At 45.5% G+C, this 20,211-nt stretch carries 13 protein-coding genes; 6 read left to right on the top strand and 7 right to left on the bottom strand.

What is annotated here, in order from left to right; genetic code table 11:
- Positions 1 to 91: 91 nt before the first annotated feature.
- From FTD44_RS12145 to FTD44_RS12135, 3 genes are all read right to left on the bottom strand, one after another.
- Positions 92 to 4,276 (bottom strand): GEVED domain-containing protein, encoded by a 4,185-nt coding sequence (locus tag FTD44_RS12145; RefSeq protein WP_222166714.1) that lies wholly within the window; start codon positions 4,274 to 4,276, stop codon positions 92 to 94.
- 302 nt (positions 4,277 to 4,578) lie between these two features.
- Positions 4,579 to 5,937 (bottom strand): peptidylprolyl isomerase, encoded by a 1,359-nt coding sequence (locus FTD44_RS12140; protein ID WP_222166713.1) that lies wholly within the window; start codon positions 5,935 to 5,937, stop codon positions 4,579 to 4,581.
- A 46-nt stretch (positions 5,938 to 5,983) separates the two neighbouring features.
- Positions 5,984 to 6,643, bottom strand: coding sequence for a porin family protein (locus FTD44_RS12135; RefSeq protein WP_222166712.1), 660 nt, complete (start codon positions 6,641 to 6,643; stop codon positions 5,984 to 5,986).
- Positions 6,644 to 6,757: 114 nt separating this feature from the next.
- Here FTD44_RS12135 and FTD44_RS12130 point away from each other — a divergent pair, with 114 nt between their 5' ends.
- From FTD44_RS12130 to FTD44_RS12115, 4 genes are all read left to right on the top strand, one after another.
- A complete protein-coding gene (locus tag FTD44_RS12130; protein ID WP_222166711.1) occupies positions 6,758 to 9,376 on the top strand; it encodes a valine--tRNA ligase in 2,619 nt (872 codons plus the stop codon).
- A 103-nt stretch (positions 9,377 to 9,479) separates the two neighbouring features.
- Complete coding sequence (locus FTD44_RS12125) at positions 9,480 to 9,962, top strand: hypothetical protein (protein WP_222166710.1); 483 nt, start codon at positions 9,480 to 9,482, stop codon at positions 9,960 to 9,962.
- Between the two features lie 8 nt (positions 9,963 to 9,970).
- Positions 9,971 to 10,426: a protein-disulfide reductase DsbD domain-containing protein gene (locus FTD44_RS12120; protein ID WP_222166709.1), complete on the top strand. Its 456-nt coding sequence runs from the start codon at positions 9,971 to 9,973 to the stop codon at positions 10,424 to 10,426.
- 162 nt (positions 10,427 to 10,588) lie between these two features.
- On the top strand, positions 10,589 to 12,415 hold the full coding sequence (locus FTD44_RS12115) for a T9SS type A sorting domain-containing protein (RefSeq protein WP_222166708.1): 1,827 nt from the start codon (positions 10,589 to 10,591) through the stop codon (positions 12,413 to 12,415).
- A gap of 54 nt (positions 12,416 to 12,469) precedes the next feature.
- Here FTD44_RS12115 and FTD44_RS12110 read toward each other — a convergent pair whose 3' ends face one another.
- Both FTD44_RS12110 and FTD44_RS12105 read right to left on the bottom strand, forming a co-directional pair.
- Positions 12,470 to 13,315 (bottom strand): isoaspartyl peptidase/L-asparaginase, encoded by an 846-nt coding sequence (locus FTD44_RS12110; protein WP_222166707.1) that lies wholly within the window; start codon positions 13,313 to 13,315, stop codon positions 12,470 to 12,472.
- Between the two features lie 3 nt (positions 13,316 to 13,318).
- The gene (locus tag FTD44_RS12105; RefSeq protein ID WP_222166706.1) at positions 13,319 to 14,227 is read right to left on the bottom strand and encodes a cyanophycinase; all 909 of its coding nucleotides are present in this window, start codon (positions 14,225 to 14,227) and stop codon (positions 13,319 to 13,321) included.
- A 220-nt stretch (positions 14,228 to 14,447) separates the two neighbouring features.
- Here FTD44_RS12105 and cphA point away from each other — a divergent pair, with 220 nt between their 5' ends.
- Positions 14,448 to 17,078 carry a cyanophycin synthetase gene (gene cphA / locus FTD44_RS12100; protein WP_222166705.1) on the top strand — a complete coding sequence of 877 codons (2,631 nt, stop codon included), beginning with the start codon at positions 14,448 to 14,450 and terminating at the stop codon, positions 17,076 to 17,078.
- A gap of 45 nt (positions 17,079 to 17,123) precedes the next feature.
- On the opposite strand, the gene FTD44_RS12095 is transcribed toward cphA, so the two are convergent.
- Positions 17,124 to 17,384: a hypothetical protein gene (locus tag FTD44_RS12095; protein WP_129019911.1), complete on the bottom strand. Its 261-nt coding sequence runs from the start codon at positions 17,382 to 17,384 to the stop codon at positions 17,124 to 17,126.
- Between the two features lie 3 nt (positions 17,385 to 17,387).
- Positions 17,388 to 18,599, bottom strand: coding sequence for a DegT/DnrJ/EryC1/StrS family aminotransferase (locus tag FTD44_RS12090; protein WP_129019912.1), 1,212 nt, complete (start codon positions 18,597 to 18,599; stop codon positions 17,388 to 17,390).
- Between the two features lie 131 nt (positions 18,600 to 18,730).
- On the opposite strand from FTD44_RS12090, the gene FTD44_RS12085 reads away from it, so the two are divergent.
- Positions 18,731 to 20,188: an aldehyde dehydrogenase gene (locus tag FTD44_RS12085; protein ID WP_222166704.1), complete on the top strand. Its 1,458-nt coding sequence runs from the start codon at positions 18,731 to 18,733 to the stop codon at positions 20,186 to 20,188.
- Positions 20,189 to 20,211 lie beyond the last annotated feature (23 nt).

Here is a 20,211-nt window from a genome sequence, read left to right as displayed (position 1 = left end):
TAATATTAGTATTGCTTATGCGATTGAGTATCAGTATTTAAAAAGCCCCTGCTGCAAAGCAGGGGCTTCAGTCACTATTCTTTCAGATATATTACTTCAGGATTTCAAACTTGCGTTCGGCAGTGCCTTCTGCAAATCTGATACGCATATGATACATACCATTAGCCAGGTTGCTCACATTGATCACCTGTTTGCCATTAGGATGTGTTGCTTTGTGCGTAGCAACCAACTGACCTAATACATTATAAACCTGTATTTCCTGCAGGTGCATGCTGCTTACATTCTCCACAACGATGCTTTGGTTTGCAGGGTTAGGATAAAGTTTCAGCGCGGCCTCATCCAGATCCAGATCATGCACACCATTCCCTTGTACCGTTACTTGTTTGGTCAGGGTAATGCTGCCGCAATCATTAGTCAGGGTTACGGTTACCGTGTATGTACCCGCTGCAGCATAGCTGTGTACCGGGCTGGCACTGGTTGAGGTAGAGGTATTATCACCGAAGTTCCATAAGTAGGAAAGTACATTCTGTCCATTGGTTACGGTAAATGTAAAGCTAGGCGACGTTCCGGTTACCGTAATCGCATCTGCAGAAGGCAATGGATTGGTCGTCAGGTTCATCGTGTCCGAAGCAGTACAACCTGCAGCATTGGTTACCATTACATGGTAGCTGCCTGCGGCATTTACACCAATGGTCTGTGTAGTAGCACTATTGCTCCAGAGATAAGTAGCCCCTGCGTTACCGGCATCCAGTGTCAGGGTATCGTCGGCACATATAGCCGTATCATTACCCAGAGCTACTACCGGCAGGGCATTAATGCCGATGTTAATCGTATCTGCTTTGCTACATCCGGTAGAGTTAGTTACAGTAACCGAATAAGCACCTTGTGCACTTGCTGTAATGGTTTGGGTTGTCGCACCATTATTCCATAAGTATGCAGATCCTGCATTTCCCGCATTTAAAGTAATGCTGGCATTGGCACAGATCGCGGTATCATTACCTAAAGATACGGTTGGCAAGGTACCGGTGGTCAGCACAATCGTATCGGTAGACCAGCAACCATAGATGTTGGTTACTTTAGCCCAGTAAGTACCTGGTGTGGTTACGCTGATGGTTTGTGTAGTGGCTCCGGTACTCCACAGATAAGTGTTGCCCGGGTTACCCGCATTCAGGGTTTTACTACCTCCGCTACAGATAGGCGCATCTGGTCCCAGAGCTACTGTTGGTAAAGCACTGAAAGCAACAGCAATGGTATCTGATTTAGCACAGCCATTGGCAATGGTTACCGTCACAGAATAGTTACCACCTATTGATGGGGATATTGTCTGTGTAGTGGCACCGTTGCTCCAGAGATAGCTGGCACCTGCATTTGCCGCATTCAGGGTCAGTGATCCTGATCCGCAGATCGTAGTATCATTGCCTAAACTTACGGCAAGACCCGCACAGGATACCACATTGAGGGTATAGTCTTCGATGGTACCATAAGCACCGGTATAACAAGGAGACGGTGTGGCAGCATCAGCACCACCGATGCGCATACGATGTGCACCTAAGGTAGCTGTAGCCGGCACCACGAACGATGCATTTACAGTATCTGCACCACCCGATCCGGCAGACAGGCCTGTGAACACGGTTTCATCCGGATCATTAAAATCAAAGTCATTATTCCAGTCTACATAGATCACGGCATTATAGTCATAGGTAAGCGTGCTGAATACAATCTTCATATTCTTCTGCTGCCCCTGAGGACCATTAATGCTCAGGTTAGTGTAGTTGCCATAGTTATTGGTTTCTGCAGTAGTAGGATTACTAAAGCTGCCGGCGATCACATTAATGATACCCTGATCATCTACAGAAACAGGTGCCGGTGTACAGTAGTTGGTCGTTACAGAAGCCATATTAGACCATGGACTTTTATCAGTACCAGAACATACAGATCTAACCCAGAAGTAGTACGTTGTATTTGCAGCCAACGGACTCACGTTAGCAGTAGTACCGGTAGGTACATTGTACACTGGCGTGGATGCTGCTGTAGGCGCAACACCGGTTGTATTGTAATAATACTGATACCCTTGTGCCGGCGCTGGTGTCGGTGCAGTCCAGGAAAGGCTTGCAGCAGTAGCTGTGGTGAGGTTTGCCGTTAAGGACTGAGGATCAAAACAGGTTGGTGTTTGTCTCAGCTCAAAGTTATCAAAACCAAGATACCATGGACTTCCGGTTGCTTCATTTACACGTATAGCGAAATAGTATGTGCCGCTGGTAGTTGGGATAAACGTCCTGGTTACTTTCTGATACGTCATATTGGTAGTCGTACCGGTAGTCACAAAAGAAGCGCCCATCGTTACAGCACCAGTACTGTCCTGTATTCCATTACGATACACATCTCCCTGCCATCCGGAATAGTTATCTCCGGCCCAGTAGAAGCTAAAATCGTAAGAGGTACCGGCAGTAAGCTGGAAGCCAGGAGTCCACATAAATTCTTTATCTGCAGACCATCTGTTACGCAGCGCATTGGCTCCGGAATATGGTCCTGCAAAATAAGTACCGGCAACTTCGTTGGTCGTTTCCCAGTCACCATTCTGTTTTTTCCAGCAGGATGGGAAAGCTGTAGCACCAACAGAACTCAACGCATCGAAGTTTTCTGTCCATGGCAGCACCGTTACCGGCAGACATGGAGTAGTAAAGCTGCCGATAGTTGACCAGCCGCTCTTCGCACTACCGGAACATAAAGAACGTACCCAGTAATAGTGTGTTGCATTCGGCGTAATACCGGTAGTGACATTTACCGTAGTAATACCCGCACCTACAGAACCTGTTGCAGTGGTAGCTGCAGTAGGTGGTGTATTGGACAGGTTGATGTAATATTCATAACCATTTGCAGCACTCGCAGCGGCAGCCCATGAGAGGGTTACACTTTGAGCGGCTACATTGGAAAAAGTTGTCGTTGCTGGTTGTATACAAGCCGGAGCGGCAATGATATTTATCTTATAATCCAAACCCATACCATATGTAGAGCCGGAAGCATTACACGCTTGTGCATTGGTAGGCTGTGCATCATCTCCTCCTCTTATACGCATGTATACATTACCCAGAGATGCTGTAGCCGGTATGGTAATTACAACACTGGCTGTACCGGATGATCCGGGATTAGAGTTGGAGGTAAAAAATTCTGTAGTCTCGAAATTACCGTTGTTATTAAAATCTATCCACACACCGTTATACTGGTTACCATCTGATCCGAACGTAAGACTCAGGGTAGTTGGTACCGTTTGCGGAACATCCGGAATTGCATTCTGCACACCGGATCTGTCAAAGTAGTAAGGGCTGTTATTGGTTGGAGGAACATCGCTCAAAGTACCAAGTGTAACCTGTGCGATATTATCCGTAGTACCACCATTGGTATAAGTCGGTACACAAGTCAGAATAGAAGTTGTAAATGATCGTACAGTACATCCTGCTGCAGAGCCTAAGCTATTTTTGGGAACTACTTTCCAGTAGTAAGTTGTGTTTGCTGCAAGACTGCTTAAGCTATAAGTGGTATCAGAAACCGTACCCGCCAGTGTAGTAGGGTTGGATGTTGTGCCATAATAGACATCATACCCGGTAGCACCCAGAGCGGTGTTCCATCTCAGGGCCACAGGAGAATATAATCCGGTTGCGGCATTGGCAGGAGCGACATAAGTTGCACAGGGAGGAGGTGCAGTAGGAACCGTATAGGTAATGCTTAAAGACGGAGTGGCTCCGTTACCACCGGCATAACCGGCAATATTATACGTATTGGTAGAGCCCCGCACGAAACCCAGACATAACTGGGTACTGGTAAGATTGGATGCCAGGAAACTAATACCGGCTGCATTCAGACTAAGGGTATTACTGGCATTGGCAGCCCAGGCAACAGAAGAGAATGCGGTACCCGCACCACAATTGGTATAAAGGGTTGCACCTGCTATGGTTGCGGGGTCGCCGGTAAAGCCGTAAATGTTGTTAGCTGCGCTGGAAGTGGTACTACTGTAGGTAACAAAAGTTACACTTGCTGCACTGATTACAGCACCGGCAGGAATGGAAGAGAGGTTAAATTTTGCAAAGCCACGGTTGGCACCCGAGTTGATCGTAACCATGTTACTATCATACTTTGTTCCGGCAGAACTCACACTCCCCACATTGAAGGAGCCGGCAGTACCCGTGGCCTGAAGGGTAACAGTAGTTTGAGCTTGTGCTCGCCAGCTACCCATCAACAATAGCAAAGCGAATAATGATTGAATAAAAAATGTTCTCATACAGTTTTTGTTTGAACGTTTAAGTGATTCATAATGTAAGCTTGTACTCTATCCTATTTTACGTTTACTTCTATTTAGTTTTTGGCGATACCCCTCCCTGGCATTATTATATATGTTTTTAATTAAATATTGTCTATTGTTAAATTATTAACTTTATAAAATTATTTTTTTATTAAATAAAACCAAAGGATATATGACAAACTAAGTGTCAATAACATTTCTTTAACTAAAAATTACCAACCAAAAAGAAGGCCCCCGGTTTATAACCGGGGGCCTTCTTTTTAAAGCTTATATAGTCTATACTATTTTACATACATTTTCAACTCATCGCAGGAGGTCATATAATTCGGATCTATTTTGATATAATAGCCTTTAGACTTCTCTCCCAGCCACTTTCTCAGGTGCATCAACTGCTTCATCTGCAATGCATTTTTCTGTAAGATATTATAATCATCCTTCAGGTTTAACTGATGCGGATCTGTCTTAGACTTTACATACAGGATACGGCATTTCATACCACCATATGGATCACTGTATTGTTTTGGCTTGCTGTATTCACCTACTTTCAGCTCTGCTGCAGCAATAACCAGATCTTCAGATTGGATATTATCAACGCTCAGGATGGTAGAACCGGTACGCGGGTCAATAACCATACCCCCACCGTTTTTAGAGTTTTCATCATTACCTACTTTCGACAGGGCTTCATTAAAGGTAAGCTTTCCGGTACTCAGCAGGTTATAGGTACTATCCAGTACGGCCAGGGCTTTGGCAATATCTCCGGAAGTAAACTGCGGGATGATAACGATATAACGGATATTCGCATCATCGCCGTTTCTGCTCACCATTTTGATGATATGATAACCGAAGCTGGAGCGGAACACTGGAGATATTTCTCCTGGCTGTAATTTAAATGCCGCAGCAATAAAGCGGTTGTCAATATTGTTGGATTTACGGTTCAGGTTCATTTCACCACCCGTTTCCTTTCCGGCATCTTCTGTATACAGCTGTGCCATCAGTTCGAAGCTTTTCCCATCTTCTACAATCTGGCGGCGGATATCAGCTACTTTATCATAAGTATACTTTTCCACTTCCGGATCTACTGAAGGTTTCAGCACAATCTCACCAAACTCTACTGTAGCCGGGATATTGGTACGTTTATCTTCAGGAATAGTATTGTAATAGTCTTCTACCTCTTTAGGCGTAATGGTAATATTTTTGATCACCTCCTGCTTCATGCGCTCAGAGATCATCTGGTCTTTGATCGGCTCACGGTAATCTTCCTTGATCTGGTAAATGGAGCGGCCGGTTGCTTTTTCCAGTGCTTCTTTATTTCCACCAAACTCGTAGTTCAGGATGTCAGATATACGACCTTCCAGTGCAGATTCTACCTCATCTTTCGTCACCATAACACTATCCCTTGCGGCCTGTTCTACCAGAACCTTTTCGGCGATCATGTCTCTTAAAAAACCGCATTTTTCACTTTCGGGAAGTTCCAGGCCGGAAAGATCTTTCTTTTGACCCAGGTAACGTGCACCAATATCAGATTGCAGGATAATTTTATCACCCACTACCGCCGTGATTTTATCGGCATACTGGGTCTGCGCCTGGGCTGTATAAGCACCCAGCACCGCACATAAAATTAACATTGATTTCTTAACCATAAGGTTGCAAAGATAATTTTTGTATTTTGAAATAAATAATAAAAAATCACAGGTAATAACCGATTCGTAAAGCGAAAAGATTATTGCGCTGTGCTTTATATCCGCTAAAGTCCTGCGGTATATCTGCAGCTGCCCGAACCGGTGTTATGGAATACTGGTAGCGCAGCTCTGCGATGACTTTGTTACTTAAACGGAAACTGGCACTGCCAACGTATTCCCATTCATTTTTTTTGTACGGATATTTTTCCGGATCAAAATCATTCCAGGCATACAGGCCTCTGTAGCGCTCCTGCGATTGCACCAGGCGATTGTACGACACGCCCGCACCGATTACCCATCTCGGGGCCAGTTCATAATGCAGCAGCAGCGGCACTTCTATATAATTCAGCTTCATCTGGTATACCATCAGGTATGGCCCGGCATAGCTTTGCCATTCCCTGCCATAGCGCGATCCTTTCTGGGAAAATAGTAGCTCCAGGTTCAGGTATACATTTGGTGCCAGCATCGTATAAGATGAAAATCCGGCATTCAGGCCCACTTTATGTACTCCCGCATCAAGGTCTCCATCTACCTGAGAGAAATTACCACCGGCTATGATCCCGGCCTGAAACCTTGGCTGTGGCTGGCTTAATACCGGCTGTGCGCTAGCGTAAAACGGGAGCAGAAACAGGCATAGCAGGCAGGATATAAGGGTGGTATTTTTCATTATATATATCAATTTTAGATCTGTCGCAAATTTACACATTCATTTATCGCCCCGAAATCTTTATTTTTGCATACTTTTCATATACGTTAAACACAACCATATTATTATATATCGATGGAACTGAGTAAGAATTTTCAGCATATTGCCAGCGAAACCAAGTGGTACGAGCACTGGAACAGCAAGGGGTATTTTAACTCCACCCCGGACGACAGACCGGCCTATACAATTGTAATGCCTCCACCAAATGTAACCGGGGTCTTACATATGGGTCATGCGCTGAACAACAGTGTGCAGGATATCCTGATACGCCGTGCCAAATCACAGGGATACAATACCTGCTGGGTACCCGGTACCGACCATGCTTCTATTGCTACAGAAGCTAAGGTAGTGGCCATGCTGGCAGAAAAGGGCATCGATAAAAATGCTTTATCCCGAGAAGAATTCCTGAAATATGCCTGGGAATGGAAGGAAAAATACGGCGGCATCATCCTGCAGCAGCTGAAAAAACTGGGCTGTGCGCTGGACTGGAACCGTACTCATTTCACCATGGATGATGCTTACTACAAAGCGGTAATCAATGTATTTGTAGACCTGCATCAGAAAGGCTGTATCTATCGCGGTGCGAAGATGATCAACTGGGATCCGCAGGCCAAAACTGCCTTAAGCGATGAAGAAGTACTGCACAAGGATACGCAGTCTAAACTGACGTACCTGCGCTATAAAATAGAAGACAGCGACGAATATATCACTATAGCAACCGTACGTCCGGAAACAATTATGGGCGATACCGCAATCTGTGTACACCCTGAAGATCCGCGCTACGCGCACCTTCGTGGCCAGTTCGCTATTGTACCGCTGATCAACAAACGCATCCCGATCATATTTGATGACTATATCGATATGGAATTCGGTACCGGTGCCCTGAAGGTAACTCCGGCACATGATGTGAATGACTACAACCTGGGCCAGAAACACCGCCTGGAAGTAGTTGATACTTTGAATGAAGATGGTACTTTAAGCGCTGCTGCGCAGATCTTCGTTGGTGAAGATCGTTTTGCCGTACGCAAAAAAATCATCCCGGAACTGGAAGCCGCAGGTGCACTGGTTAAACAGGAAGATTATAAAAACCAGGTTGGTGTAAGTGAGCGTACCGGTGCAGTAGTAGAGCCACGCTTGTCTATGCAATGGTGGTGTAAGATGGAAGATATGGCCTTACCGGCACTGAATGCGGTTATGAACGATGATATCGAATTCGTACCGGCTAAGTTCAAAAACCTGTACCGCCACTGGATGAGCAATATCAAGGACTGGTGTGTAAGCCGCCAGCTGCGCTGGGGACACCGCATCCCGGCATGGTATGCTCCGGAAGGAAATATTTATGTAGCGGTTGACGAAGCCGGTGCATTTGCCCAATACAACAAAGATTACCCTGAAGCGAAACGCAGCGACCTGAAACAGGACAATGATGTACTGGATACCTGGTTCAGCAGCTGGTTATGGCCTATGGAAGTATTCGGATGGGATGCCAATAAGGAAAATAATGCCGAACTGGATTACTACTACCCTACCAATACACTGGTAACGGCTCCGGAGATTATCTTCTTCTGGGTAGCCCGTATGATTATGGCCGGTTATGAGTACAAACAGCAGAAACCGTTCCAGCACGTATACTTTACCGGTATTGTACGCGATAAGCAGGGTCGTAAAATGAGTAAATCATTAGGCAACTCTCCTGATCTGCTGAAACTGATCGAAGATTATGGTGCAGATGCGGTACGCTTTGGTGTCATGATCGCATCTCCTGCAGGTAATGATATCCTGTTTGATGAGGCCTTCCTGGAGCAGGGACGTAACTTCTCCAACAAAATGTGGAATGCCCTGAAGCTGATCAAGATGTGGGAAGCTAATGCAGTTGCTACTGACCATAAGGCACCTCATTTTGCTACTTTATGGATGCGTGAGCGCATCAAAGAAGTGGCTGCTGAAATTGAAGATTTATTCAAAGATTTCCGCCTGAGTGAAGCACTGAAAACAATCTACTCCCTGATCTGGGACGACTTCTGTTCCTGGTACCTGGAGTGGATCAAACCACCATACGGCGAGTCTATCAGTGCACAAACACTTAACGATGCTATCGGTATTTTCGAGCAACTGTTACAACAGCTGCATCCGTTCATGCCATTCGTTACGGAAGAATTATATCATTTACTGCGTGAGCAGGATCAGGACCTGATGACCCGCCAGTTACCGGATTACGGTACTGCCGATAAAGCAATCCTGGACCAGGCAGCATTGCTGAAGCAACTGATCTCCAGCATACGTGATACCCGTAACAAAAACCAGTTGAAACCAAAGGATACGGTAGAACTGGTGATCAATTCTACTGATCCTGAATTTTATAGCAAAGCAGGCCAGATCCTGCAGCGCCAGATAAATGCGACCAGCATTGAATTGTCAGAAACAGTACCACAAAGCGGCATTGCACTGGTTGTAAATACAGAAAAGGTATTTGTGATCACTTCTGTTGCTGTAGATGCTTCTGTTCAGAAAGATAAGATGGCTGAGGAGCTGGCTTACCTGAAAGGATTCCTGGTGAGTATTGAGAAGAAACTGGGTAATGAGCGTTTTGTACAAAATGCGAAACCGGAGATTATCGCTACCGAGCAGAAGAAAAAATCAGATGCCGAAGCCAAAATCAGAACACTGGAAGAAAGCCTGGCCAATCTTAACTAAAAAAATTGAACTAAAGATTATGTTAATCTGTAAGGGTTTAGTCGATATTGACTAAACCCTTATGTATATTTGGTATCCTATTAAGGTTAAATCTCTTCGGAATATGAAACAAAACAGGTGGAAACAATGGGGCATTACCGCAGTTTTAATTGCTGGTACTGCAGGAATGTTATGGGCACAGAAGCAAAAAGCTCCGGTAAAAGACGACCGGAAAGGGCAAACGTATCTTTCTGATAAAGCTACGGCAACGGGCAATATCAGCGTAGACAATTTTCATAAATTGATCAGCGAACCGGTTTGGGTTAAAGATTCTGCCGGCAATTTCTACCCGGTACAAACCTTTACCTATACCTATGCCGAAAGAGGGATGTATGAAGATGAAACCGGAAAGGAATTTATCAGCACCGATTACCTCAGCAGCCATTGTAAAGATAAGCTGGACAAAGGTATGGCCAGTGATATGCAGTTCCGGGCCAAAGCCGGAGATACCGCATATATTGAACAGGTAATGTACCTGCTGCCGAATAAAGAGGGCAAGCAGGCGGCAGTACAGGCTCAGGGCATAAAATTGATTCTTACCAAATAAAACAATACATGAAACATATACTGTTATTTATACTCGGCATCTTCCTGACTTCTGCATCCTTCGCACAGCAGACAGAAAAAATAGTCTCCTGGACGGTAACGGTTAAAGCTACGAATGCAGACCAGGCAGAATATGAACTATCGGCAAAAGCAACTATGCAGAAAGGATACCATATCTGGGCTATGGATGCGGGTGGCGACGGCTCTCTGATCGCGACCAGCATTACGATTACTCCCGATCTGAACTGGAAAGATAAATGGATGGCCAATCAGAGACCTCATGATGAGAACCTGGATTTTATTGAGGGCACTGTTTTTTCCTATAATAATACAGTCACCCTGAGCAGGAAATTTACGGCAGATAAAGGCACAAAAAAAATAAAGGGTATCATAACTTACCAAAGCTGCAACGAAAGCATGTGTCTTCCACCGGACGATGTTCCATTCGAAGTTACATTACCATAAAGCAAGAGCGGGTTTCCTAGGAAACCCGCTCTTGCTTTATCTCCACTAAGTGACCTAAAACCCAATCCTGACAGATATATCATTGGCATTCAGCAATTTAATTTCGTTTTTCTCCAACTAATGGGCTGTTTCTACCTGTCTATCTGAGAAACCCTGTTAAACATGAGAAAACTTTTATTATTGCTTACCGGTAGCCTGTTCTTTATGGCAGAAAACACGGAAGCCGCAACACAAATCACTACGGCTACGGTCAGCGGTAACTGGACACTCGAAGGTTCACCTTACTATATACATAATGACATTTCAGTTTCGTACAACAACCTGTTGACGATACAACCAGGTGTACAGGTTGTATTTATGGGTAATTACCAGATGATTGTACAGGGTAAATTATCCGCAGTCGGTACCCTGGAGCAGAAGATTACTTTCCGGGCCAATGATACTACCGGATGGTCCAATCCTGCATTAAATACTGCGGGAGGATGGCGTGGTATGGTACTCTTGAACAGCATAGGTACCAGCATGAATACCCCTACCCTGGAATACTGTATTTTCAAAGATATGAAGAATGGCAGCATTCAGTCCAGCGGTGAAAACCTGTACATCAACCAGTGCGAATTCTACCATAACCATACGAACGGAAATGTAATCAATCTGGCGAACTTTCCCAGCACGGGCAATGCCAAATTGAAATTCACCAATTCTGTATTTCATGATAACCTTGCGGGCGGCGCCATGCTGTTTACACTGTATGCAGACAGTACATACGTCACCAATAATAAATTCTATAATAATACCAATAACGCGAGTCAGGGCATTTACTGTAATGCTGCCTTTGCAGACACCTCTACCGGTGTGCTGATATTTAAGAATAATGAACTGTATAACAATACCGTAACTGCCGGCGGAGCGGTAGTCAGCTGCCTGCAGGGAGGCATTGTCAATATCCAGAACAATAAGGTGCACCATAACCAGACGACATTTCAGGGCGCGGTATCGGTGCAATCAAAAAAAGCACTGGTGGAGCAAAACCTCATAGCCAATAATCAGCAGATACTGGGCGATGGCGTTTTCTGTGGCATCAATGATGGCGGCGGCGGCCTGCACCTGCTGGGACAGATCCTGATGAGTGATGTGCCGGGTAAGAATGAATATACCGTGCGCAACAATATTATTGCCAATAACTATTCCTCCACCAGTGGAGCAGCTATCTGGGCACAGCATTGCAAGGCAACGATTATCAATAATACGATCATGAATAATACGGTGAAGGACGCTGCGGGCTCGGCAGCGGTGCATGGCTGGGGTACTTATTGCCGTTTAAAAATCAGTAATAACATCATTCTGAACAATAAGCAGAATGCTATTCCTACTGATACAGTTTATAACAATTTCAGATACTGGGGGCCAGAGATCAGCTTCTCCAAAAACCTTATTGACTACTTACCTACCAGCAGTATTATAGCCGGTGCGCAGGGGATCAATACTAATATCTACAAACAGAGTGCATACCTGGCGGCTCCTCCTCAGGGGGTAGGTCCTACGGTGAATGCGATGAATGCAAACTTCAGCCTGACCGCGGCTTCTGCAGACTGTATCAACAAAGGCAGCATGGCAACGAATACCTATGGTACGCTGGATTACCTGGGCAATGAAAGGGTATTTGAACAACTGGTAGATATAGGAGCCATCGAATACCAGAAAACCACAGCAGATACTTCTACCGCACTGAATACCATCGCAGCAGAGCAATATTTTAAAGTATATCCGAATCCGACTAAAGGGGTTTTATACCTGGAGTATGATGCACAGCAGCATAAATTAACGCAGGCAGACATCTTTACCATTACCGGTCAGCTGGTACAGCAGGTATCGCTTAAAGGCGGCAGCGCCATTGATGTAAATGCGCTTGCAGAGGGCATGTACCTGATGCGCCTGATTACTGACAAGCAGGAAATTGCGTATAAAAAATTCATCATCAGTAAATAAACATTCCTGATGATAAAAAAAGGGTTGAGCAAGCGCTCAACCCTTTTTTTATCATCAGGAAAATACTTCTGTATCGATCCCGTCAAAACTGGCATACACCATGCTGGGATGCGAGTCCTGGTGGTATATATTACCGGCGGCATCGATTGCGATCGCTCCGGCAAAACCATCATACGGTTTTAATTCTTCAAATGTCCGGGCAAAGGCTTCTTTAATATGCATGCCATCAGTAACCCGGGTAACAATTTTGGAAGCTACAGCACCACTGACGATATCCTCTCCTACTCCGGTACAACTTACCCCGCAAAAAGCATTGGCATAATTGCCCGCCACTGTTGCCGAATCGGAAATGCGGCCGGGTATTTCAAAACCCTTACCGCCTGTTGAGGTTGCTGCGGCGATATGACCGGCTGCATCTAAAACCACACAGCCTACTGTTCCGGTACCAGTAGAGGCCGTTTTTGCTTCATATTCTGCTCTGCGTTGCGGAATCTCGGTATTGAACTCCTCATAGCCATGTGCGCGTGCATAACTGGTAGCACCTGAGCCTCCCAGAATACGGTCATCCTCACCTTGCAGGTCCAGTGCCACTTTGATCGGGTTTTTCACCGCTTCAATATTAATGACCCCACTCATTTTCTGCGTAGTGCCATCCATTACCGCGGCGCTCATCCTGATCTTGCCATCACGCTGTATCTGCGATCCGATTCCGGCATTGAACAAGGCATCATCTTCCAGCAGGCTAACGGCATATACTACCGTTTCTGTAGCAGTATGTCCCGATGCCATGTACTGGTAGGCCTTTTGTACAATTTCTGTCAGTGCATCCTGCTTGGCTTTCTTAGTTGCTGCACTCGTTGACGATTCTGAAAAGAAACCGCCATGTATGATTACTTTCATAGCTTAATTATTATCCACCCCGAACTTACCTATAGAGGTATATTGTGAAGAGTGTATGAAGAGGCGACGTGTCTCCAGGTCATAGGTATCGAACATGCTCATGACATGTGTCACAAGGTGATTGATAGAGATTGGCTGACCCAGGTCTACGCTGGTCAGGTTGGTATCTTTAATCTCATTACCATCTACCAGTATCACCAGACCGGAACCCAGTGCTTCCATTTGTTTATTGTTCTTGATCAGCAGACCGGTATCCTCTCCCAATCCTATACCCAGCACCCATGGGTTACCCACTACGGCCTGGAATAAGCGACCGATACGACCTCTTTCCACGAAATGGGTATCAATGATCACATCATCTATAAGCCCCAGTCCGCCGGTCATTTTCACCTCGCCTTTGAGCATCGCTTCAGTGCTGGATCCCTGGTAGATCATATTGTCTGATGCCGCAGCAGCACCGGCTGAAGTACCGGCATATAAAAATTCTTCTGTACGATATTTTTTGAGTAATAACCTGTGAAACTGAGTACCTCCGAGAATGGAAGATAAACGCAGCTGATCACCACCGGTAAACAGTACTACATCTGCTTTTTCGAGGCGGCTGATTACTTCGGGATCATTTGCATTTTCCCGTGTAAGGATATTCAGTACACCGGTATTTTTAGCATTCAGGTATTCAAACGTGCGTACATATTCTGCACCAACCTCGCCCGGAATCTGAGAAGCCGTAGGTACAATCTCGATACGGGAATCTTCACCGTGTTTAGATTCTTTGATAATACGCTTCAGAATACCTTTTTCAAAAAAATTGAGGTTATTCGCTACATTCTCGTCGTAGCTGACTTCTGTAAAACTGCCCTTGTTCACTGCACCACCTATGATCACTAGTTTTCCCACAACATCTTCGTCCATTAATTTTACTATTTTATCATTTACAATGAAACAAATGTATAAAATATTTCCAAACTGGTACATACCAAAAGGCCCTTAAAACACAAATCCGGATTCTTTAACCAACAGTAAACAAGTTGCCATAATATACCTGGCAGAAAGTATTTTGCATTTGTATATAAAAAAAACTTTAACTTGGAAGGGATATTAAAAGCAGTTCCCTTTAAACATAGTTTCCCAAATGAAAATCTTGAAAATACAAGCCCTGAGAGGCCCAAATATATGGAGCATCAGAAGAACCAAACTCATACAGATGAGGCTTGATCTTGAAGAGCTGGAGCAACAACCGACGAACCTGATACCGGGATTCCGGGAGCGAATAGAAACCATGTTTCCTACCATGATCAGCCATCGCTGTTCTGAAGGTGTAGAAGGTGGTTTTTTCTATCGGGTAGAAAAAGGTACCTGGATGGGCCATGTCATTGAGCATATTGCACTGGAGATCCAAACCCTTGCGGGTATGGAGACAGGCTTTGGCCGTACACGCCAGACCAAAACGGATGGTATATACAATGTAGTGTTCAGTTATATAGAAGAGAATGTAGGCCTGTACGCTGCCGAAAGTGCGGTGCGTATTGCTGAATCCCTTATTACAGATACCCCTTATGATGTTGAGGCAGACATTATGGAAATGCGCCGCATCCGCGAACGGGTACGTCTGGGACCAAGTACCGCCAGTATTGTGGAAGAGGCTGTTGCCAGAGACATCCCCTGGATAAGACTGGGTACCAACTCGCTGATCCAGCTGGGTTACGGCATCAACCAGATGCGGTTCCAGGCGACCATTACCTGTAAGACCAGCAATATAGCGGTAGATATCGCCTGTAACAAGGAAGAGACTAAACGGATGCTGGATATGGCCTCCATACCGGTTGCGAAAGGAAGTATCTGTGTTGATGAAGAAGGCCTGAAACAGATTATAGATCAGATTGGTTTTCCGATCGTGTTAAAACCATTGAATGGTAATCATGGCAAAGGCGCTTCTATTAATGTACTGAATTGGGAAGATGCGGCCTCTGGTCTTTTGCATGCACAGCAATACAGTCGTAAGGTTATTGTAGAGCGATTCATTACCGGCCATGACTTCCGCGTCCTGGTGATAGATAACAAAGTGGTCGCTGCTGCACGCAGGGAACCGGCACACGTTATCGGAGATGGTAGCAGTAGCATACAACAACTGATTGAGCTCACCAACCAGGACCCGCGCCGTGGTTACGGACATGAGAATGTATTGACCGAGATTACGGTAGACCGCGACACTGAAGATATCCTGGCTAAAAAGGAATATAACCTGGAGACCATACCTCAGAAAGGTGAGATTGTACACCTTAAATCTACAGCCAACCTGAGCACCGGTGGCACTTCCGTTGATGTAACCGAAATGATGCACCCGGAAAATATTTTCTTATGCGAACGCATCTCCCGTGTTATAGGTCTGGATGTATGTGGTATTGACATCATGGCTCAGAACCTGACCCAGCCGCTGAAAGAGAGTGGTGGTGCAATTCTGGAAGTGAATGCTGCACCGGGTTTCCGTATGCACCTGGCACCATCGGAAGGTTTACCGCGCAATGTCGCGGCACCGATTATAGATATGCTCTACCCTCCGGGTAAGCCAAGCCGTATTCCTATTATTGCAGTAACGGGTACCAATGGTAAAACAACGACTACCCGACTGATCGCACATATCATTAAAAACAACGGTTACAAAGTCGGATTTACAACATCAGATGGTATTTATATCCAAAACCATATGATGGAGAAAGGGGACACAACCGGACCATTAAGTGCTGAATATATTCTTAAAGATCCTACAGTAGAGTTTGCGGTACTGGAGGCCGCCCGTGGTGGTATACTCCGTGCTGGCCTTGGCTTTAGCCGCTGCGACATCGGGGTGATCACTAATATACAGGAAGACCACCTGGGCCTTAATGATATTGAAACACTGAAGGATCTCGCCAATGTAAAAATGGTGGTGGCCCGCAGCATCAGAAAAGATGGCTGGGCCATCCTGAATGCAGAAGATGAGATGTGCCTGAAAGTAGCTAAAGAACTGGATTGTAACGTTGCTTATTTCAGCATGACCGAAGACACTCCTTTTGTACAGAAACTGGCGAAAGAAGGTAAGATCGTGGCCGTGTACGAAAACGGTTATATAACGATCAAAAAAGGCTCCTGGAAGATAAGGGTGGAAAAAGCCAGCCTGGTGCCACTGACCATGGGCGGAAAGGCGCGGTTTATGATAGCCAATGCACTGGCGGCTACACTGGCGGCTTATCTATGGGGCTTTAAAACAGAAGACATCAGCCTGTCCTTGCAGACCTTTATACCGGGTGCTGCTCAGACACCGGGCCGTATGAATATTTTTGAATTTAAACGCTTCAAGGTCCTGATCGATTTTGCACATAATCCTGCAGGGTATCGGGGTATTGAAGAGTTTATGCAGAATATTGATGCCAGCCGTAAGATCGGTATTATTGCCGGTGTGGGTGACCGCAGAGACGAAGACATCAGGGAGTGTGCGAAGATTGCGGCAAGGATGTTTGACCACATTATCATACGCCAGGAGAAACACCTGAGGGGCAGACAGGAGGAGGAAATCCTGCAACTGCTGCTGGAGGGTATCAATGATTCCGGCAGAACCGTAACCTGGGAAACCATTCCGAAAGAGATAGAGGCCCTGAAACATGCGATCAGCATTGCACAGGACGGTACCTATATTGTGGCCTTAAGCGATGTAATTACCAATGCGATACAGGTAGTACAACAATACCTGGACAAGGAAAATGAAGAAGATATTATTCTATCTTAACATAAAAAAAGGGCTGAACAAATTGTTCAGCCCTTTTACTTAAAATTAATCATTATTGCTCTTAGGTGCTAATGCCGTTACACGCTGGTAACGGAAGATTACGATACCGATCAGGGCAACAATACCGCTCATTCCGGCAATTAAAATGTCTTGAGTAAACAGGAATGAAAGTGCCGCTACCATGCCTTCAGCAAAGATGCAGGCCATAACATGACGAAAGCGCCACATATACACATCATACCCTTTCTCTCCGACACGCTTACCCAGAAAATAAGTGGATAATATTATTATTAAAAGATCTATCATTGTTTACTTTACATATTGACTCATAAAGGCCGTAATACTTTCTTTCATATGGTCGATCTGCATGGCATCCAGACCATGGTGACAAGCGATCAACATACCGCCACGCATTACTTTATCGGCCTCAGGATAACCTGCTGCGCTGGCTTTATGTGCTACATTTTTAAATCCTGGCTGACGCAGAATATTACCGGTAAATACGGTACGCGTCTGGATATTTCTTTTCTCCAGGAAGATCTGCAGATCTCTGCGGATGAACGGAGCATTTTCTCTTACCGTAACGGCAAATGCCAGCCATCCTGTACGGGAATCCGGTAACTGCTGTGGCAGGATAAAGAACTCTTCGTATTGCTCGAAGAAGCTGCGCATCGTTGTATAATTAGCAGTACGCTTATCTATATTATCGCCCAGTTTATTTACCTGGATCAGACCGAATGCAGCACCCAGTTCTGAAGGTTCAATGTTGTAGCCCGGCTCTTCGAATACAAATTTTGCATCGTAAGGGATACCGTCTACTTCTACATTGAAACGGTTTTCAATTTTCTCTGATTCTACAAACAGGGAAGAACTGCGTCCCCAGCTTCTCAGCAGGCGACCACGATCATAAAATGCATCTGTATTCACACACAGCATTCCACCATTACCGGCACAGTTTACAATGTGAGAACCATAGAAACTTGTTGTGCTCATATCGGTATAACGACCGCTGGAGGCACCTCCGATTTCAGCACCTAAAGTATCGGCACTGTCTTCCAGTACAAACAGGTTGTGTTTGTCTGCAATCTCACGCAACACTTTCCAGTCCGGCAGGTTACCGATCAGGTTAGGGATGATCATGGCCTTGGTTTTAGAAGTAATCATTTCTTCCACCTTAGACACATCTGTATTATAAGTACCCTCCGCCACGTCAACAAAAGAAGGAATCCATCCTTTCTTAACGATTGGCGCTACCGTTGTGGAAAAAGTCAGAGCAGGAGTAAGGATCTCCGCACCGGCTTCAAAATTCAACAGATCAGCTGCCAGGTATAAAGCAGATGATCCCGAGTTTACACCAATACCATATTTTTTTGCATAAAGCCCTGCCACTCTTTCTTCCAGCGCACGTACATTTTTACCCATTTGTGTAGAGGTCTTTAAGACTTCTACTACCGCATCGATTTCTTCTTGACCATGAACCGTCTTACCATAAGGTACATGAGGATACTGATTGGTACTCATAAAGTATTTAATTTAAAAATTTACAAGACAGCGAAGGTACAATTTAAATTGATGTACTATTTTAATTTCCTGCAGATTATTGTTAAATCCCGGAGAATGATTTTACGCCTGATTAGTTCTATATTTGTAGCATGAATTTAAGTATCCCAGCTACTATACAGAACTATATCGGGGGCAGATTTCAAGACCCTGAAAAAGGTATTTATCTTGACAATATCAACCCGGCAACAGGTGCTGTATATGGGCAGATTCCCAACAGTACCACAGAAGATGTAGACCTTGCCGTTGCTGCTGCAGAAAAGGCCTTCCCTTCCTGGGCGGCTACCAGTCCGGAGCATCGCTTCCGCATTATGAACCGCATGGCCGAACTGATCGAAGCCAACCTGGATGCACTGGCGCTGGCCGAGACTAATGATAACGGTAAGCCCCTGAGCCTGAGCAAACGTGTGGATATACCCCGCGCTGCGGAGAACTTCCGCTTCTTTGCTACTGCTATCATGCACTTCGCTTCGGAAAGCCATAATATGGAAAACCGGGCCATTAATTATACTTTACGCAAACCAATAGGCGTCGTGGCCTGTATTTCGCCATGGAACCTGCCTTTATATCTTTTTACCTGGAAGATCGCGCCGGCACTGGCTGCAGGCAACTGTGTCATTGCCAAACCATCTGAAGTAACGCCTATGACGGCTTACCTTCTCTGCCATATAGCAGCAGAAGCCGGCCTGCCGGAAGGGGTATTAAATATCCTGCATGGTGATGGCCTGCATTGCGGATCTGCGATGGTTGCTCATCCTAAGGTAAAAGCCGTTTCCTTTACCGGAAGCACCCGTGCGGGCAAGGATATCGCTGCACAGGCTGGAGCCGTGCTCAAAAAGACATCCTTAGAGCTGGGCGGCAAAAATCCTAATATCATTTTTGCTGATTGCGACTGGGAGAAAATGATGAAGACTACAGTCCAGTCCTCTTTTGCAAACCAGGGCCAGATCTGCCTTTGCGGTTCCCGCATCCTGGTAGAAGAAAGTATTTATGAGCGCTTTAAAACAGAATTCATTGCAGCGGTACAGCAACTGACGATCGGTGACCCACTGGAAGCAACATCCAAACAAGGCGCGGTGGTAAGCAAAGTGCATTTTGATAAGGTAATGAGCTGTATAGAGCTGGCACAATCCGAGGGAGGCCGTATTCTCCTGGGGGGAAAAGCCGTTCAGCCAGGGGGCCGTTGTGCCAATGGTTACTTCATCGAACCTACTATTATTGAAGGACTGGGACCGGACTGCAAAACCAATATGGAAGAAATCTTCGGACCGGTAGTTACCCTGCAGTCCTTTAAGGATGAGGCGGAAGCCTTAGCCCTGGCTAATTGCAGTGACTACGGACTGGCGGCCACTATCTGGACACAGGACGTAAGCCGTGCACAACGTATGGCCAACCAGGTACATAGTGGTATTATATGGGTAAACTGCTGGTTGCTGCGCGACCTGCGTACGCCTTTCGGTGGTTTTAAAAATTCGGGTATGGGTCGCGAAGGTGGCTGGGAAGCCTTACGCTTCTTTACCGAGCCCAAAAATGTTTGTATCGAATATTAAAAGAACATACTCTTATATAAAAA

Source organism: Edaphocola aurantiacus (genome assembly GCF_019797745.1).
GTDB lineage: Bacteria > Bacteroidota > Bacteroidia > Chitinophagales > Chitinophagaceae > Edaphocola > Edaphocola aurantiacus.
The sequence above is the reverse complement of the archived record's forward strand: the minus strand, read 5'-3'. Positions and strand labels throughout refer to the sequence as shown.

Coding starts and splice junctions, on each gene's coding strand:
- FTD44_RS12140 (WP_222166713.1), bottom strand. CDS start 5,937: ATGGTTAAGAAATCAATGTTAATTTTATGTGCGGTGCTGGGTGCTTAT.
- FTD44_RS12095 (WP_129019911.1), bottom strand. CDS start 17,384: ATGATAGATCTTTTAATAATAATATTATCCACTTATTTTCTGGGTAAG.
- FTD44_RS12105 (WP_222166706.1), bottom strand. CDS start 14,227: ATGGACGAAGATGTTGTGGGAAAACTAGTGATCATAGGTGGTGCAGTG.
- FTD44_RS12125 (WP_222166710.1), top strand. CDS start 9,480: ATGAAACAAAACAGGTGGAAACAATGGGGCATTACCGCAGTTTTAATT.
- FTD44_RS12135 (WP_222166712.1), bottom strand. CDS start 6,643: ATGAAAAATACCACCCTTATATCCTGCCTGCTATGCCTGTTTCTGCTC.
- FTD44_RS12090 (WP_129019912.1), bottom strand. CDS start 18,599: ATGAGTACCAATCAGTATCCTCATGTACCTTATGGTAAGACGGTTCAT.
- FTD44_RS12085 (WP_222166704.1), top strand. CDS start 18,731: ATGAATTTAAGTATCCCAGCTACTATACAGAACTATATCGGGGGCAGA.
- cphA (WP_222166705.1), top strand. CDS start 14,448: ATGAAAATCTTGAAAATACAAGCCCTGAGAGGCCCAAATATATGGAGC.
- FTD44_RS12145 (WP_222166714.1), bottom strand. CDS start 4,276: ATGAGAACATTTTTTATTCAATCATTATTCGCTTTGCTATTGTTGATG.
- FTD44_RS12110 (WP_222166707.1), bottom strand. CDS start 13,315: ATGAAAGTAATCATACATGGCGGTTTCTTTTCAGAATCGTCAACGAGT.
- FTD44_RS12130 (WP_222166711.1), top strand. CDS start 6,758: ATGGAACTGAGTAAGAATTTTCAGCATATTGCCAGCGAAACCAAGTGG.
- FTD44_RS12120 (WP_222166709.1), top strand. CDS start 9,971: ATGAAACATATACTGTTATTTATACTCGGCATCTTCCTGACTTCTGCA.
- FTD44_RS12115 (WP_222166708.1), top strand. CDS start 10,589: ATGAGAAAACTTTTATTATTGCTTACCGGTAGCCTGTTCTTTATGGCA.